We start from the raw sequence: 16,694 nt of genomic DNA, 5'->3' as shown, positions 1-16,694 counted from the left end.
AAGGGCGTGGCCTATCCTCTCTTACGACGATGGGCAGGATTATTTCGCTGCCCCGCACTCTCCTGCATAGACATCACCACGCCAGCGAATTCCTTCATCACCCGACGATAAACATCGCGCTTGAAGGAGACAACCTGACGCACCGGATACCAGAAGCTGACCCAGCGCCAGCCATCAAATTCAGGCGTGCTGCTGCGCTGCACATTGATATCCGCGTCATTACACATTAACTGCAGAAGAAACCACTTTTGTTTCTGGCCGATACATACCGGCTTTGTGTCCCAACGCACCAAACGTTTTGGCAACTTGTAACGTAACCAGTTGCGGGTAGAGGCAAGTATTCGAACATCTTTCCGATGCAATCCGACTTCTTCGAACAGTTCGCGATACATCGCCTGTTCTGCGGTTTCACCGGGATTGATGCCTCCCTGAGGAAATTGCCAGGAGTGCTGTCCAAAGCGCCTGGCCCATAACACTTGTCCCTGCCGGTTACAGATTACGATACCAACATTCGGGCGGTAGCCATCATCATCGATCACCGGACTACCTCAAAGCAAAATTTGAATGGGCTGATTGTTTCACACTCCTTACAGGCGGTAAACCACTGGATTCATGGGGTATCAGACCATCAAATGCGGGATAACTCACAGAAAACGGCAAAGTTATAAACAAACAGCGTGAAAAAGATCGATCTTATTCACTTTTTCTGTGGATAGCTTTGTGCAGAACGCGGGAGTTAACTGAATAACATTTTCACTGCTCGCAGAATGACTCAAAAGATCCAACAACGCATCCTTATGATACTTAATGAAAATAAATCATTCTGGCTCTCCCTGAGACTTTCATAAACTGCCAATATTCTCGCGACAACTGACAATTGATTAAAAGATAACCACACCCTTTTTTATCCACAGATAATCGCTCAGGGTTAGGTCAGAGCGGCGAAATTATGCTCAGACAAAGAAAAGTCAAGGCTGTAAATGGAACCAGTACCGCACCAATACGGGGGTTATCCCATTTTTCTGTGGATAACCGGGATGGAGATCCTGTTCATTGTTGCGCGTAAGCTGGGATAACAATGCCTGCCTGATGATGGCGCAAGGGTTATCCGTTAAAAAAAGTGCGATCTATCATGTTATTATCGATCCCTGATGCGGTGAATTTTAGTGAAAGGATTTCCTCACCCTCAACTGTATAAATTTTAATCATTGCGAGTTATCAACATGAGTTACCTGCCAGGACCACCTGAAGATGAAGCCAGCCTGCTGGCGCGTGCGCAGGATTTAGCCGGCTTAACACTGGAAACGCTGGCCGCTCGCGCCGGGCTGCCCATGCCTGCGGATCTTAAACGTGATAAAGGCTGGGTCGGCATGCTGCTGGAGTTACATCTTGGTGCCAGCGCGGGCAGCAAAGCGGAACAGGACTTTGCCCATCTGGGTATCGAACTGAAAACCATCCCGATTGATGCGCAGGGAAAACCGCTGGAAACCACCTTTGTCTGCGTCGCCCCGCTGACCGGCAACAGCGGCGTCACCTGGCTCACCAGTCATGTGCGCCATAAACTGGCGCGGGTATTGTGGATTCCGGTTGAAGGCGGGCGTGAGATTCCGCTGCGGGAACGTCGTGTGGGCGCGCCGCTGTTATGGAGCCCGGATGCAGAAGAAGATGAGATGCTGCGTCAGGACTGGGAAGAGTTGATGGATATGATTGTACTGGGACGCGTTGAGCAGATTACCGCACGGCATGGTGCCTGGTTGCAAATCCGCCCGAAAGCCGCCAACAGTAAGGCACTGACAGAAGGTATTGGCGATCAGGGCCAGCCAATTATGACCTTACCGCGCGGCTTCTACCTTAAAAAAAGCTTCACCGGGCCACTGCTGGCGCGGCATTTTCTCTTATGAATCGCGCCACTCGCGCTGGCTAATCGCAATTTTGTGGGAGTTCGGTGAATTGAATGCGTATAATCGCCGTTTACTTTTCGTTTAGGATTGAATGTCGGTATGTTTGAGTGGATTTCTGATCCCAACGCCTGGCTGGCGCTGGGCACCCTGACCATCCTTGAGGTGGTGCTGGGTATTGATAACATCATTTTCCTGTCGCTGGTGGTCGCTAAACTGCCAAAACACCAGCAAGCCAGCGCACGTCGCATTGGTCTGATGGGCGCGATGCTGATGCGTCTTGGCCTGCTGGCCTCTATTGCGTGGGTTGCCCGTCTGACTAATCCGCTGTTTACGCTGATGGATCATGCGTTTTCGGCGCGCGATCTGATTCTGCTGTTTGGTGGACTGTTTCTGCTGTGGAAATCGAGCATGGAAATCCATGAAACGATCGAAGGCAGTGAAGGCGAACATAACACCCGCGTTCATTCGTTCCTCGGCGCGATTGTACAGATTATGATGCTCGACATTATTTTCAGTCTCGACTCTGTTATCACCGCTATCGGCCTCTCCGATCATCTGTTCATTATGATGGCAGCCGTCGTCATTGCGGTGCTGATGATGATGTTCGCCGCGCGCGCCATTGGTGAGTTTGTTGAACGCCATCCGTCGGTGAAAATGCTGGCCCTCTCCTTCCTGATTCTGGTCGGTTTTACCCTGATTCTGGAGAGTTTTGCGGTCCATGTACCAAAAGGTTACATTTATTTCGCGATGTTCTTCTCGATGGCGGTTGAGTGTCTTAACCTGATGCGCAGTAAGAAAAAGCACGCCTGATAAAGTCAAGGGCGAGCCTGCTCGCCCGGTTACTTTCAGATTTCTGCGATTAACCCTGCCGGCAAAAACATTTATTACTACACTGTTTGCACGTGACCATTTGTGAGGATAAGGCGTGATGAAAGGGTTGGCAGGAGTAGCACTGGTGATGGTAACCGCAGCATTCTTAAGTGGATGCAGTTCTGATTATGTCATGGCGACTAAAGATGGTCGTATGATTATGACCGAAGGTAAGCCAAGCATTGATAAAGAGACCGGTCTGGTTGAGTACACGGATCAGACGGGTCACATGGTGCAGATTAACAGCGATGAGGTTTCAACAATCATTGAACGTTAAGTGCCCTGTTTAATCGCCTGCCATCAATTCCCCGCTGGCAGGCGATTTCCCCGACTTTTCCCCCTTCCTTCCCCGCCATTGCTCGCGCTATAGTCCCTGAGAACACAACATTCCATTCCATAAAGAAAAGGAAGCTGGCAATGCACTATCATCGTATTCCTCACAGCACGCTGGAAGTGAGTCAGCTGGGATTGGGTACCATGACGTTTGGCGAACAGAACAGCGAAGCCGACGCCCATGCTCAACTGGATTTAGCACTCCGTTCCGGCATCAACTTTATTGATACTGCCGAGATGTATCCGGTGCCACCGCGCCCGGAAACCCAGGGTCTGACCGAACAATATATTGGCAGCTGGCTCAAACAGCGCGGCAGCCGCGACAAAATCATTCTGGCCAGTAAAGTCGCCGGACCGTCGCGCGGCAATGATGCGTCCATTCGCCCTGATATGGCGCTGGACCGTAAAAATATCCGCGCCGCGCTTGATGCCAGTCTGAAGCGCCTGAATACCGACTACCTTGATCTTTACCAGCTGCACTGGCCTCAGCGTCAGACCAACTTTTTTGGCAAGCTTGGCTATCAATACAGCGAAACTACCGCACAGGTCACACTGCTGGAGACGCTGGAAGCGCTGGCCGAACAGGTGCGCGCCGGTAAGATTCGTTATATTGGCGTGTCGAATGAAACGGCATGGGGCGTGATGCGTTATCTGCAACTGGCAGAGAAGCATGAGCTGCCGCGCATTGTCAGCATTCAGAACCCCTACAGCCTGCTGAACCGCAGCTTTGAAGTGGGTCTGGCCGAAATCAGCCAGCATGAAGGCGTGGAGCTGCTGGCCTATTCCAGCCTGGCGTTTGGTACGCTAAGTGGCAAATACCTGAATGGCGCGCAGCCTGCGGGCGCACGTAACACGTTGTTCAGCCGCTTTACCCGCTACAGCGGCGAGCAGTCACAGCAGGCCGTTGCAGAATATGTGGCGTTAGCGCAACAGCATCAGATTGACCCATCGCAGATGGCTTTAGCCTATGTGCGTCAGCAGCCGTTTGTGGCCAGCACACTGCTGGGTGCCACCACGCTTGAACAGCTGCAGATTAATATCGACAGTTTCAATCTGACCTTAAATGCCGAGATTCTGGAAGGCATTGAGGCGATTCATCGTCGCTATACCTATCCGGCGCCATAAGTGCGTCTTTGCCAGCTGCCGCCCTGGCGGCTGGCCTCTTTTACAGGTCGCGATAATAGAGTTTTACTGGTTTATCCGGATACTCCAGCGCCTCTCCCTGGGGCAGCCAGCCAGACCGTTCGTAGTAGCCCCCAAACGTTGACCATAACCACAACCGTGGATAGCCACGCGCCTGTGCATAAGTCATCACATGCTGCTGCAGCGCCTCGCTGACACCTTTGCCGCGCGACGACTCATCAACATAGAGCGCCGCCAGCCACGGGAAAAGATCCTGACGGCTGATCAGGTCGCAGCGCCAGAATCCTACAGTGCCGACCGCCCTGCCCGCCTCCAGAGCGACAAAGGTTACGGGGAAGTCAGCACCGTTCAGGCTGCTGTTCACCACACTGGCAAAGAACGCGTGGCTACTGGCTTCACCAAATGCGCGCCACTGCCAGTCAATAATCTGATCGGCAAACTGTGGGGCATCACTGAGCGAGACAATCTCAATCACATCAGTTTCCCCTGAAAGATCGGGACTGAATCAAACAGGTAGCCATCAAAATCAGGCGCATCGGCGTCGGAAAGCTCCAGCAGCGTATTTTTGACATTCTCAAGGTGCTGCCAGGTCGACTGCCACGCCCCCATCACATCGCGCCGACGCAGAGCAGCCAGGATAGTCTGGTGATCGCCGAGCCACTTCAGGCGATAGGCGCGGGTTTCAAACTGCGGGCGCAGCTGCTGCCAGAGCGGGCTGCTGTCGTGATGCCGCCAGATACTGGTAACGGTATCGAGCAGCATCTGATTCTGACTCGCACCCGCCAGCAGCAGATGAAACAATTTGTCGTTGTCCTGACTGCTGTCGTTGGCGGCGATGGCACGTTGCTCCTGTTCCAGCGTACGTCGCAGATTTTCAATGTCCGCTTTAGTCGCCATTTTTGCGGCAAAGGCGGCAATATTGCTCTCCAGCAACTGACGCGCCTGTAGCATTTCAAACGGGCCTACGTCGCTGCGGAAAAAGGCCTCTTCTTCATCATCACTGGCGGAAGGAATACGCATTACATAGACGCCGGAGCTCTGACGGATATCCACCGTACCTTCCAGCTCAAGCATCAATAATGCCTCGCGCACGATGGTCCGGCTGACGCCCCAGGTTTCAGCCAGCTGACGTTCAGGCGGCAGGCGCGATCCCACCGGATAGTGTCCGTCACTGATCTGCTGACGCAGGTGCTGACCAATTTCCTGGTACTGCTTTTTTTCTTGCGGCGCTTCGGCTTTGTCCACACTTTTACCCTTTGCAATCAACGTGCTAACGGCATTGCCGCCGTTCCCTGCGCGACAATGCCCGCGAACCGGAGAGGCTGGCTCGCAAACTGGGGCTCAGTGTATCAAAGCCAGCGCCTGATCGAGTACCTTTGCACCATTCAGCGTGCCGTAAGCAACCGTATCGATTACCGCGATAGGCAACTGATAGCTGTCAGTGAGTTTTCTGTTCTCCTCCAGTTTGAAGCGCACCTGAGGCCCGAGCAGCACCACCGCCACCTCGCTGCCGTAGTTTTGCAGCTCTTCACGCAGGTTTTGCTCCGGAATAGCGTAGATCTGAAATGCCAGTCCGCGAGCGGCGACCTCTTTTTCCATCCGCGTGACCACCATTGAGGTCGACATGCCCGCAGCACAGGCCAGAACAATTCGTTTCATGCTCGTTTCCTCGCGTTATTTCGGCTCATCATCAAGCCACAGGGTAAATTGCTGCGTGTCACGCAGCGTACGGAACCAATGGGCAGATTTCTTCATACGGCGCTGACGGTGCTTATCTAAGTCGATTTCGATCAGACCATAGCGGTTTTTAAAGGCATTCATTGGTGAGACGTTGTCGGTAAACGCCCACAGCATGTAGCCCTGACAGTTAATGCCCGCCTGGCTGGCGCGTATCGCCTGATGCAGGTGTTCGCTGATAAACGCGATACGGTAATCGTCCTGAATTTCCCCACCGGCATCTTTGAATTGGGTTTCGTTCTCAATGCCCATACCGCTTTCCGCCACAAACCACGGGATATTGCCGTACTCATCGCGCATTCGTTGTGCCATATCCCAGATAATTTCAGGCTGAATTTCCCAGCCGCGCGAACGATTCATCCGCCGCCCAGGCAGTTCAAAGTGTTCGTAATACCAGGCAGGATGAAAGGGTGTCTCGGGATGCCAGGCGCGGGACGGCGCCTTAACGCGATGGGGATAGTAGAGATTAAGGCCGACCTCATCGACGGTATTGGCAGCAATAATCGCCAGCTCTTCCGGCGTGGTTTCCCACTCAATCTGATGCTTATCAAGCAGCGCCAGCAGCTCCGCCGGATACTCGCCTTTAATCGCGGGGTCGAGAAACACCCGGTTGTAGAACAGGTCATAAATATGCGCCGCCTTCTGGTCGTGCGGGGCGGATGATCGCGGATAGGTGACCTCCGGGTTAAGAATGGTACCAATGCGACCGGCATAGCCACGCTTGCGGAAAAGCTGCACTGCCCGGGCAGTCGCGAGATTTTTATGGTGGTTCCACTGCATCCATTTATGCGTGTTCTGCTCATAAGGCCAGCGCAGCGCGTCGAGATAGACGCGGGTCTGCACCACAATGGGCTCATTAAACACAAACCAGCGTGTGACCCGACCGGCATAACGTTTAAAAACCTGTTCGACATAACGAATAAACAGTTCAACCACATGCTTTGACTGCCAGCCTCCATATTGCTCAAGCAGCAAGGCTGGCAGCTCGTAATGCTCCAGACAGAGCATCAGTTCAATGCCCTGACGCTGCATTTCATCAATCAGCCGGTCATAGTAAGCGGCATATTCCTCATCGACCGTGGCGGTTTCATAATCGATCAGGAAACGCGACCAGTTAATGGAAGTCCGGTAGTGGGTCAGCCCGCTGGCCTTCATTAGCGCCACATCTTCACTAAAGCGATTGATAAAGTCAGTGGCAACCGCCGGGCCATAGCCGTTATGCCAGACGTGACGATCCTGCTGATACCAGGCGTCAGGCCAGGAGTCCTGGCCCGGCTTTTTTCCGCTCCAGCCTTCCGTCTGCCAGGCGGAGGCAGCAGCCCCCAGAATGAAATTCTCAGGTATGTGGACAGTCTGACGACTCATAACACCTCCGTTCGGTTGGGGTTCAGCTCAGGTTGCAGGCTCTTTGCTTCCGCTGCATCCGCGCGGCGGGCTGCGACTTTCACAAAGGGCAGATAGATGAGTACTGACACCAGAATGCAGACGATCTGCGTCACCACTGCGCCCATCGATCCAGCCGTTGAAAGCCAGGCATTGATAATCGGAGGCGTGGTCCAGGGCACCATCACCACGGCTTTCCCGGCAAAGCCCATCACCGTCGCGAAGTAGCCAATAGAACCTGTCACCAGCGGTGTGATGATGAAAGGGATAGCCAGAATCGGGTTAAGCATAATCGGCATACCAAATATAACCGGTTCGTTGATATTGAAAATGCCTGGGCCGAACGACAGTTTGGCAATTTCACGCATCTCTTTGCGTCGCGTCGCCAGCATTACGGCAGTGAGTAGCCCGATGGTCAGGCCGGAGCCGCCGATGCTCATATAGACATCCCAGAACGGCATGGTGATGATGTTCGGTGCCTCTTTTCCCTGCTCAAAAGCGGTCATGTTGACCAGAATTGCGCCCAGCAACAGTGGCTCACGAATCGGTTTCACCATCTGGTTGCCGTGAATACCAATCACCCAGAACAGCTGGGCAACGAACATCAGAATCAGAATGCCCCACAGACTCTGCACCACCGACTCCAGCGGCTGCTGCACCACCTGGTATACCGCGTCGTAGAGGTACATGCCGGTAACGCGATGGAAGATAAAGCCAAAGGTCGCTACCAGCGTCACAGTAATAATTGAGGGGATAAGCGCAGAGAATGAGGCGGCCACATTGGGCGGCACAGTGTCGGGCATTTTGATTTTCAGCCGCTCAACCTGTTCAAGGCGGCAGTAGATCTCTACCGACAGAATGGCGATAAACATGCCGAGAAACAGGCTCTTGGTATCGGAGAATTGTTTGGCCAGCACATCGGTGACCAGATGCATCTGCCCATCGACCATCATCTGTAAGGTGGTCGGCGTTACGGATACAAAGCAGATGATTGCCAGCAGACCGGGAAACAGCGTTTTTATACCGTTGATGCGCCCAAGCTCAATACCAATCAGGAACACCGCACCAATGTTAAGAAAGCTGAGCGTGGCGTAATTGATACTGCTGGTGATGGGCTTGAGGTCAGCTAAGAAAGCCAGAGCGGCAAAGCTGGCAAGGCCATTTTTGCTGTCCAGCACCATGTTAGAAATCAATACCGAGAAGGCGCCAACAATGATTACCGGCATCAGGGTAATGAACGAGGCTTTAATCGCCATGATATAGCGATAACTGTTAAAGCGGGTGGCGAAGCTGCCCAGGGAATCGATAAGGCGGTCCTGTAAAGACATGATCAATCCTCAGAGATGTAAGATCGGTAGTCCTGTAATCATCATGATCTTCCTTGTTAGTGGCATACCAAAATGACGAATATCATCAGTTTTTTCTGTGACGAACTTCCCGGAAACGTCTTTTGGCATTCCGGTATGATTAAATTCGCCAATTTGGCATACCAATAGCGGAGGCGTTATGGATTACGAACAGACTATGATGGAATTACTGATCAATGCGGGAGAAGCACGCTCGTCGGCGATGATGGCGATTCAGTGCGCGCGCAAACGCGACTGGGCCGGGGCTGATGCCGGGCTGGCAGCCTCTGATACTGCGGCAAAAGCGGCACATAAAATCCAGACCGCGTTGATTGGCGCAGACGAAGGAAGCGGAAAATTACCGGTCACGCTGATTCTGGTACATGCGCAGGATCATCTGATGAATGCCATGCTGTGTCGCGAGCTGGCAGAGGAATTGATCATGCTGCGAAAAGAGATCTATAGCTGACAGGCGGCGGCCTCGCCGCCCGAGTGAGGTGATTAGCTGATTTCCAGCGCCAGTAATGACTCAATCGTCTGCGCGCGGCGGATTTCGCGCGGCTGGCCCTGCTCAAACAGCACTTCCGGGATCAGCGGACGGCTGTTGTAGTTAGAAGACATGGATGCGCCGTAAGCACCGGTGTCGTGGAACACCAGATAATCGCCCACTTTCGCCGCCGGAATCGCGCGCGGTTCGACCATGCCGCCCTCCAGCTGGGTAAAGACATCACCCGATTCGCACAGCGGACCTGCAACCACCGTGTCGATCGTCTGCTGCTCATCAATCGCCCGCCCATCGCCCGCCATCAGCGAGATATGGTGATAGCTGCCATACATGGATGGGCGCATCAGATCATTGAAGCCGGCATCGACCAGCACGAAGTGACGGCTGCCCATCGACTTCACCGCCCGAACCTGCGACACCAGCACGCCCGCTTCGGCCACCAGGAAACGGCCCGGTTCGATCTCCAGTTTGACCGCGTGCCCCAGATGCTGAGCAATGCGCTGCCGGGCTGCATCCCACAGGCCGAAATAGTGCCCGGTATCGATCGCCTCTTCGCCGTAGCGATAAGGAATAGAAAGTCCACCGCCCGCAGAGATCGCCGTCAGATCCTGACCCGATGCCATTACCAGTTCCACCATCGCATCACAGACGTGTTGCAGATGCGCATAATCGACGCCTGAGCCGATATGCATGTGAATGCCCACCAGGTTCAGGCCGTGCTGTTTAATGGCCGCCAGCGCCTCGGCTAAGTCACCGTGCCAGATACCGTGCTTGCTGTTTTCGCCACCAGTATTGGTTTTCTGACTGTGGCCGTGACCAAAACCAGGGTTGACGCGTAGCCATACCGCGTGTCCCGGTGACACCGCACCGAGTTGATGCAGCATATCGATCGAACCGGCATTCACCGGCACCTTTAACGCAGTCACCCGCTCAAGTGTCGGTTGATCGAACAGATCAGCGGTAAAGACGATCTCATCACCACCAGGCTGATAACCGGCGGCCAGCGCACGTTCAATCTCACCCAGCGATACCGAGTCCACTTTCACGCCCGCCGCGCGCATCAGGCGCAGGATATGCGTATTCGAGCAGGCTTTCTGCGCAAAGCGCACCACATCAAAGGCCTGCAGCTGAGCAATACGCGCCTGAATAATCTGCGCATCATAGGCCCAGAACGGTCCACTATAACGACGTGCCAGTGGCAGCAGGTTAGTGGCGTTGAGTGCGGTTTCGGTATTCTGTAAGGAACGTGGCATAACAATTCTCCTGTGGCGTTAACCGCATTAAGCCAGATTCGTGTCATAGCGAAAAATATCTGTTTTAATAGCATCTATGCAGAATGGATATGGATAAACGGCGTGGCAAACATTAACTGGCGGCATATCGAAATTTTTCATGCGGTGATGACCAGCGGCAATCTGACGCAGGCCGCCACGCTGCTGCACACCTCACAGCCTACCGTGAGCCGGGAGCTGGCACGTCTGGAGCAGCAACTGGGATTAAAGCTGTTCGGGCGGGTACGCGGTCGCCTGCAGCCGACGGTGCAAGGGTTGCGTCTGTTTGAAGAGGTTCAGCGCTCCTGGTATGGCCTGGACCGCATCATGGAAGCGGCAGAAGGCCTGCGCCAGTTTCGTCAGGGCGAGCTGTCGATCGCCTGTCTGCCCGTTTTTTCGCAGTCGCTGCTGCCGCCGCTGTGTCAGCCCTTTTTACAGCGTTACCCGGATCTGAGTCTGAATGTGATTCCGCAGGAGTCGCCGCTGCTGGAGGAGTGGCTGTCGGCGCAGCGCTACGATATCGGCTTAACCGAAACCCAGCACGCGCCGGCCGGAACTGACCGCCTCGCCCTGCTGACCTGCGATGAAGTGTGCGTGTTGCCGCAGAATCACCCCTTAAGTCAGCGTGAGGTGCTGACGCCGCACGACTTTGCGGGTGAAAAGTATGTGAGCCTGTCGCGCAGCGACAGCTATCGTCAGCTGCTGGATGCGCTGTTTCAGGAGCAGGGAGTGGAACGGCGGCTGGTGATGGAGACACACAGCGCCGCTTCGGTATGCGCAATGGTCAGGGCGGGCGTGGGGATTTCGATTGTGAATCCGCTGACGGCGCTGGATTACGCCGACAGCGGTGTGGTGATGCGTAAGTTCAGCGTGGCAGTTCCGTTTACCGTCAGCCTGGTGAGACCGCAGCACCGCCCTGCGTCGGCGCTGGTGGATGCCTTTGTCAGCCATCTGCAGCAACAGGTGGCTGACTTTCCGGCACGCATCGCCGCCCGTCTGGCTTAAGCGCGAACCCTGGCGGTCGTATGGCCCGACTTACGAAAGGTAATCAGACAGACCAGCAGACCGATGGCGGCCAGCGCAGCCGCAGCAACCGGCACCGCCGTCAGGCCGAATCCCCGGCCAATCACTGCGCCACCGACCCAGGCACCCAGCGCATTACCCACGTTGAATGCTGAAATGTTAAGGGTTGAGACCAGGTTCGGTGCTTCTTTGCCGTGACGCACTACGTTAATCTGCAGACCCGGCACCGTGGCAAAGGTTGCCATCGCCCAGAGGAACAGGGTGATCTCCGCCAGCCACAGCGCATGGCTGGTCCAGCTGAAGAGCAGCGAGAAGATCGCAATCAGTGAGAAGCTCAGGATCAGGCTGAAAGAGACTTTCCAGTCAGCCAGTTTTCCGCCGAGAATATTGCCAACTGTCAGGCCCGCACCTATCAGGAACAGCGTCCAGCTGACGCCGCGGTCGCTGATGCCCGTCACCTCTAACAATAGCGGCGCAATGTAGCTGAACAGTGCAAACATCGCCGCCGCAAAGCACACCGTCATCAGCAGCGACAGCCACAGTTTGCCGTTGGCCAGTGCGCCAATTTCACTCGCCAGATGAACCGGTTTTTCCTGTTTGTTGTTGGGCAGACTGACGATCAGGGCGATAAACGCCAGCACGCCGATCACCGCCACGCCCCAGAATGTCGCTCGCCAGCCAAACATCTGTCCGAAACTGGTTCCCAGCGGCACGCCCAGCACGTTAGCTAAGGTCAGCCCTGTAAACATCAGTGCCACAGCCGAAGCCTGACGCCCGGCAGGCACCAGACTGGCGGCGACAACCGCGCCAATCCCGAAGAAGGCACCATGACAGAGTGCGGTAACGATTCTGGCCAGCATCAGCAGGTTGTAGTTGTAAGCCAGCGCACACAGCAGGTTGCCGACAATAAAGATCACCATCAGCAGAATCAGCGTTTTTTTACGCGGTAGTCTGGCGGTCAGCAACGCCATTATCGGCGCACCAATTGCTACCCCCAGCGCATAGCCGCTGATTAGCCAGCCCGCCGACGGAATCGACACCTGAAGGTCACGCGCCACCTCCGGCAGCAATCCCATAATGACAAACTCGGTGGTTCCGATGGCAAACGCACTTAACGCCAGCGCCATTAATGCTACAGGCATAACACTCTCCCGGTTTCATTTGCAGGTGAACCGCGCGGACACGCAGCCCCTCGACGCTTATTAATTTTGATCTGCGTCACAGTGAGTATTACAGCATAGCGCTGGTGCACGACATAGCCTGTATGCAGCAAAGGATTATTGCTGAGGCCGCAATAATCGTGTCGCTGTGCCTGTCGCAACTTTCTTTCTCTGCCTGCGGACCCTACCTGAAAGACCCTGGCGAACCCGGGCAAGGTTGTCATTTTCCGTGAACCGATTACGCTTTTTAATGCGTATTTAATTAATAAATCCTTAACGTTGCCGATATATCCCTAATGAATTGCCAGGTGATGTAATCAACTGCTGACGCAGGGAGAGAGAATGCAACGACTCATAGCCTTAATGGTTTTAGGCTTAACCGGCTGCTCGGTGGGGCATTATGAGTACAGTAAAGAAGCGGAAAAACGCGTTGATATGACCGTGACCGGCATTCCTACCGTGCTGGGGTTAGGCACGCTGGGTACTACCATCCCGCTGACGCCGGAGTACAGCCTGACCGCTGCGCACGTGGCGAAGTTCTCTCTTTACCGGGTTAAAGCCTGGCACCCGCAATGCGATCTGGCCGTGGTCTACCATAAAAACAGCGAAATGAATCTGCCACCCAGCTTTCGCAACAGCCATATTGGCGACCAGGTGAATCTCTATGGCTACAGTTTTATTTCGGCCATGCCGGTCAGTTCCAGCGGACAGAACCTTATCAATACCACGCTGGCGAACAGCTGGAATAAGCCGGACTGTGTTGTAGTCGCGGCGAATGCAGGTGTGGTGAAAGGGATGTCAGGCGGTGCGGTCTATAACGCCTCTGATGATACGCTGGCGGGTGTGATTATTGGCTACAGCAATAACATCAATGACAATGTCAGCGGTAAGACACTTTATAAGAACGTTGCGCTCTATGTGCCCTATTCCCGCTTTCAGAACTGGTTGAATCAGGCGATTAAGTCCTGATGTTTGCTGAATGGACAGTGGTAAAAAAGGCCGGAACTTCCGGGCTTTTTCGTGCTGACAACGCCGAATCAGAGTGCATCTGACAGCAACGGATAAAGTAAGCGCGCAGGGAATACGGTCAGAAAAGGAAAGCGTCCCGCGCCAGGGATGGCGTGGGCCGAGCGGTCATGGATGACGGCTTTTGCGTCTTTCCGATCTGACCGTATTCCCTGAGCAGGCTCGATCTCATAGCGAACCGGGCCATACTCTTTCAGCAGACATAAAAAAGGCCGGTATGCCCGGCCTTTTCTGAGAACAGTCAGACTTACTTGCTGCCTGGACGCAGTGCCGGGAACAGAATCACATCGCGGATCGTGTGGCTGTTAGTAAACAGCATCACCATACGGTCAATCCCGATACCCAGACCGGCGGTTGGCGGCAGGCCATGTTCCAGCGCGGTAACATAGTCTTCGTCGTAGAACATCGCTTCGTCGTCACCGGCATCTTTGGCATTCACCTGCTGCAGGAAACGCTCAGCCTGATCTTCCGCATCATTAAGCTCGGAGAAGCCGTTACCGATTTCACGACCGCCAATGAAGAACTCAAAGCGATCGGTGATTTCCGGGTTCTCATCGTTACGACGGGCGAGTGGCGAGACTTCAGCCGGATATTCAGTGATGAAGGTTGGCTGAATCAGATGCGCTTCAGCCGTCTCTTCGAAGATCTCGGTCACGACGCGGCCCAGACCCCAGCTCTTCTCCACTTTGATATGCAGGGATTGTGCAATCGCCACCGCTTTATCAAAGTCTTCCAGATCGGCCAGATCCGTTTCCGGACGGTATTTCTTGATCGCTTCACGCATGGTCAGTTTTTCAAACGGCTTGCCGAAATCAAACTCCTGCTCGCCGTAAGGCACGACCGTGCTGCCCAACACATCCTGCGCCAGAGTACGGAACAGGCTTTCGGTCAGTTCGATCAGATCTTTATAATCCGCATAGGCCATATAGAGTTCCATCATGGTGAACTCTGGGTTATGACGTGGCGAAATACCTTCGTTACGGAAGTTACGGTTGATCTCGAACACGCGGTCGAAGCCACCCACTACCAGACGCTTCAGGTAAAGCTCTGGTGCAATACGCAGATACATATCGATATCCAGCGCATTGTGATGGGTGATGAACGGACGCGCAGAGGCACCGCCCGGGATCACCTGCATCATCGGGGTTTCCACTTCCATAAAGTCGCGGCCTACCATGAACTGGCGAATGCCGGCCATGATCTGCGAACGAATTTTGAAGGTGTTGCGTGACTCTTCGTTGGCGATCAGATCAAGGTAACGCTGACGGTAACGGGTTTCCTGATCGGCCAGGCCGTGGAATTTGTCCGGCAGCGGGCGCAGGGCTTTGGTCAGCAGGCGCAGTTCTGAACAGTGAATCGACAGTTCGCCGGTCTTGGTTCTGAACAGTTTGCCACGCGCACCCAGGATATCGCCGAGGTCCCATTTCTTGAACTGCTCGTTGTAGATGCCTTCAGCCAGATCGTCACGAGAGACGTAAAGCTGAATCCGGCCGCCCACATCCTGCAGAGTAACGAAAGAGGCTTTACCCATGATACGGCGGGTCATCATGCGTCCGGCGACGCTGACCTCGATATCCAGCGCTTCCAGCTCTTCGTTGCTCTTCTCGCCATAGCTTTCGAGCAGCTGGTTTGAAAGGCTGTCACGACGGAAGTCGTTGGGAAACGCCAGACCGTTGGCACGCAGCGCACTCAGCTTTTCGCGGCGCGTTTTCAGTTCGTTATTTAACTCAACGGCGGCATCAGCGCTCTGCGGTTGTTGTTCAGACATGTCTATAACCCTGCTTTTAAACTAGCTTCAATGAATCGATCCAGATCGCCGTCCAGCACCGCCTGGGTGTTACGCGTCTCTACGCCGGTGCGCAGATCTTTGATGCGTGCATCATCGAGAACGTAAGAACGGATCTGACTTCCCCAGCCAATGTCGGACTTGTTGTCCTCCAGCGCCTGTTTCTCAGCATTTTTCTTCTGCATCTCAAGCTCGTACAGCTTCGCTTTCATCTGCTTCATCGCCTGATCTTTGTTCTTATGCTGAGAACGGTCATTCTGACACTGGGTGACAGTACCGGTTGGAATATGGGTAATACGTACCGCAGATTCCGTCCGGTTAACGTGCTGGCCGCCCGCACCCGACGCACGATAAACGTCAATGCGCAGATCGGCTGGGTTGATGTCGATATCAATATCGTCATCCACTTCCGGGTAGATAAAGGCAGAGCTGAATGAGGTGTGACGACGGCCGCCTGAGTCAAACGGGCTCTTACGCACCAGGCGATGCACGCCGGTTTCGGTGCGTAACCAGCCAAAAGCGTAGTCGCCTGACACGCGAATAGTGACAGACTTGATGCCTGCAACTTCACCTTCAGACTCTTCAATAATTTCAGTTTTGAAGCCTTTCGCTTCGGCCCAACGCAGATACATACGCATCAGCATGCTGGCCCAGTCCTGCGCTTCGGTGCCGCCGGAACCCGCCTGCAGATCGATATAGCAGTCGGCGCTGTCATACTCGCCAGAGAACATGCGGCGGAATTCCAGTTCGCCCAGCTTGCCCTCAAGGACGTCCAGCTCGGCAACCGCTTCGTCGAAAGTCTCTTCGTCTTCCGCTTCTACAGCCAGTTCAAGCAGACCCTGCACATCTTCCAGGCCCTGCGACATCTGATCCAGCGTCTGCACGATCGCTTCCAGCGAGGAGCGCTCTTTGCCCAGCGCCTGAGCGCGCTCAGGTTCGTTCCAGACATCGGGCTGTTCCAGCTCGGCGTTTACTTCTTCGAGGCGTTCTTTCTTGGCATCGTAGTCAAAGATACCCCCGAAGAACGTCGCTGCGCTCACTGAGGTCCTGAATACGGTTTTTGACCGGGTTAATTTCAAACATGGCTTTGGCGTCTTTCTTATGTTCGATGGGACAGGAAAATTAACGCACAAGTTTACCCGAAACTGGCGGCAGATTGTAGCGCTGAGACAGCGGGCTGATGCCTGGGTTGCGTGACGTGTCGCATTTG

General features: G+C 54.3%; 17 protein-coding genes. 7 read left to right on the top strand and 10 right to left on the bottom strand.

Annotated features, from left to right (window positions below; genetic code table 11):
• Positions 1–11: 11 nt before the first annotated feature.
• Positions 12–539 (bottom strand): RNA pyrophosphohydrolase, encoded by a 528-nt coding sequence (gene rppH, locus NP77_RS15165; RefSeq protein ID WP_003853952.1) that lies wholly within the window; start codon positions 537–539, stop codon positions 12–14.
• Positions 540–1,223: 684 nt separating this feature from the next.
• On the opposite strand from rppH, the gene mutH reads away from it, so the two are divergent.
• The 4 genes from mutH (at position 1,224) to NP77_RS15145 (ending at position 4,229) form a co-directional block, all read left to right on the top strand.
• Positions 1,224–1,901 (top strand): DNA mismatch repair endonuclease MutH, encoded by a 678-nt coding sequence (gene mutH / locus NP77_RS15160; RefSeq protein ID WP_008925657.1) that lies wholly within the window; start codon positions 1,224–1,226, stop codon positions 1,899–1,901.
• 99 nt (positions 1,902–2,000) lie between these two features.
• Positions 2,001–2,711 (top strand): TerC family protein, encoded by a 711-nt coding sequence (locus tag NP77_RS15155; RefSeq protein WP_003853954.1) that lies wholly within the window; start codon positions 2,001–2,003, stop codon positions 2,709–2,711.
• Positions 2,712–2,829: 118 nt separating this feature from the next.
• Positions 2,830–3,048, top strand: a complete 219-nt coding sequence (locus NP77_RS15150) for a YgdI/YgdR family lipoprotein (protein WP_003853956.1) — start codon at positions 2,830–2,832, stop codon at positions 3,046–3,048.
• Positions 3,049–3,188: 140 nt separating this feature from the next.
• Complete coding sequence (locus NP77_RS15145; protein ID WP_003853957.1) at positions 3,189–4,229, top strand: NADP(H)-dependent aldo-keto reductase; 1,041 nt, start codon at positions 3,189–3,191, stop codon at positions 4,227–4,229.
• Positions 4,230–4,269: 40 nt separating this feature from the next.
• On the opposite strand, the gene NP77_RS15140 is transcribed toward NP77_RS15145, so the two are convergent.
• The 5 genes from NP77_RS15140 to NP77_RS15120 form a co-directional block, all read right to left on the bottom strand.
• Positions 4,270–4,722, bottom strand: a complete 453-nt coding sequence (locus tag NP77_RS15140; RefSeq protein ID WP_039660750.1) for a GNAT family N-acetyltransferase — start codon at positions 4,720–4,722, stop codon at positions 4,270–4,272.
• Complete coding sequence (locus NP77_RS15135; RefSeq protein ID WP_003853961.1) at positions 4,719–5,492, bottom strand: FCD domain-containing protein; 774 nt, start codon at positions 5,490–5,492, stop codon at positions 4,719–4,721. Before NP77_RS15135 ends, NP77_RS15140 begins: the two co-directional genes overlap by 4 nt.
• 96 nt (positions 5,493–5,588) lie before the next feature.
• Complete coding sequence (locus NP77_RS15130) at positions 5,589–5,906, bottom strand: PTS sugar transporter subunit IIB (protein WP_003853964.1); 318 nt, start codon at positions 5,904–5,906, stop codon at positions 5,589–5,591.
• 15 nt (positions 5,907–5,921) lie between these two features.
• Entirely contained in the window at positions 5,922–7,349 is a 1,428-nt protein-coding gene (locus tag NP77_RS15125; RefSeq protein ID WP_039660749.1) for a glycoside hydrolase family 1 protein, read from the bottom strand.
• Entirely contained in the window at positions 7,346–8,695 is a 1,350-nt protein-coding gene (locus NP77_RS15120; RefSeq protein ID WP_003853969.1) for a PTS sugar transporter subunit IIC, read from the bottom strand. The genes NP77_RS15125 and NP77_RS15120 overlap by 4 nt, the downstream gene beginning before the upstream one ends.
• 178 nt (positions 8,696–8,873) lie before the next feature.
• Here NP77_RS15120 and NP77_RS15115 point away from each other — a divergent pair, with 178 nt between their 5' ends.
• On the top strand, positions 8,874–9,182 hold the full coding sequence (locus NP77_RS15115; RefSeq protein WP_003853971.1) for a PTS lactose/cellobiose transporter subunit IIA: 309 nt from the start codon (positions 8,874–8,876) through the stop codon (positions 9,180–9,182).
• A 32-nt stretch (positions 9,183–9,214) separates the two neighbouring features.
• On the opposite strand, the gene lysA is transcribed toward NP77_RS15115, so the two are convergent.
• On the bottom strand, positions 9,215–10,471 hold the full coding sequence (gene lysA / locus NP77_RS15110) for a diaminopimelate decarboxylase (protein WP_039660748.1): 1,257 nt from the start codon (positions 10,469–10,471) through the stop codon (positions 9,215–9,217).
• Positions 10,472–10,573: 102 nt separating this feature from the next.
• Between lysA and NP77_RS15105 the strand changes: the two genes are divergently transcribed.
• A complete protein-coding gene (locus NP77_RS15105; RefSeq protein WP_039660797.1) occupies positions 10,574–11,494 on the top strand; it encodes a LysR family transcriptional regulator in 921 nt (306 codons plus the stop codon).
• Here NP77_RS15105 and NP77_RS15100 read toward each other — a convergent pair.
• Positions 11,491–12,654 carry an MFS transporter gene (locus NP77_RS15100; RefSeq protein ID WP_003853977.1) on the bottom strand — a complete coding sequence of 388 codons (1,164 nt, stop codon included), beginning with the start codon at positions 12,652–12,654 and terminating at the stop codon, positions 11,491–11,493. The two genes, NP77_RS15105 and NP77_RS15100, sit on opposite strands and share 4 nt — an antisense overlap.
• Before the next feature lie 360 nt (positions 12,655–13,014).
• Between NP77_RS15100 and NP77_RS15095 the strand changes: the two genes are divergently transcribed.
• Entirely contained in the window at positions 13,015–13,641 is a 627-nt protein-coding gene (locus NP77_RS15095) for a serine protease (RefSeq protein ID WP_039660745.1), read from the top strand.
• Positions 13,642–13,945: 304 nt separating this feature from the next.
• Here the strand turns inward: NP77_RS15095 and lysS are convergent, their stop codons facing one another.
• Together lysS and prfB are read right to left on the bottom strand one after the other, a co-directional pair.
• Positions 13,946–15,466, bottom strand: coding sequence for a lysine--tRNA ligase (gene lysS / locus NP77_RS15090; RefSeq protein WP_003852896.1), 1,521 nt, complete (start codon positions 15,464–15,466; stop codon positions 13,946–13,948).
• A gap of 2 nt (positions 15,467–15,468) precedes the next feature.
• Positions 15,469–16,567, bottom strand: a protein-coding gene (gene prfB / locus NP77_RS15085; RefSeq protein WP_099257461.1) for a peptide chain release factor 2 whose coding sequence is annotated in 2 segments (ribosomal slippage) — positions 15,469–16,491 and positions 16,493–16,567 — 1,098 coding nt in all. Because the reading frame shifts where the segments join, the coding sequence is not laid out codon by codon here.
• Between the last annotated feature and the right edge of the window lie 127 nt (positions 16,568–16,694).

The organism is Pantoea sp. MBLJ3 (assembly GCF_000816655.1).
Taxonomy (GTDB): domain Bacteria; phylum Pseudomonadota; class Gammaproteobacteria; order Enterobacterales; family Enterobacteriaceae; genus Pantoea; species Pantoea eucalypti.
Note: the sequence above shows the minus strand (reverse complement) of the source record. Positions and strands in the feature narration are given on the sequence as shown.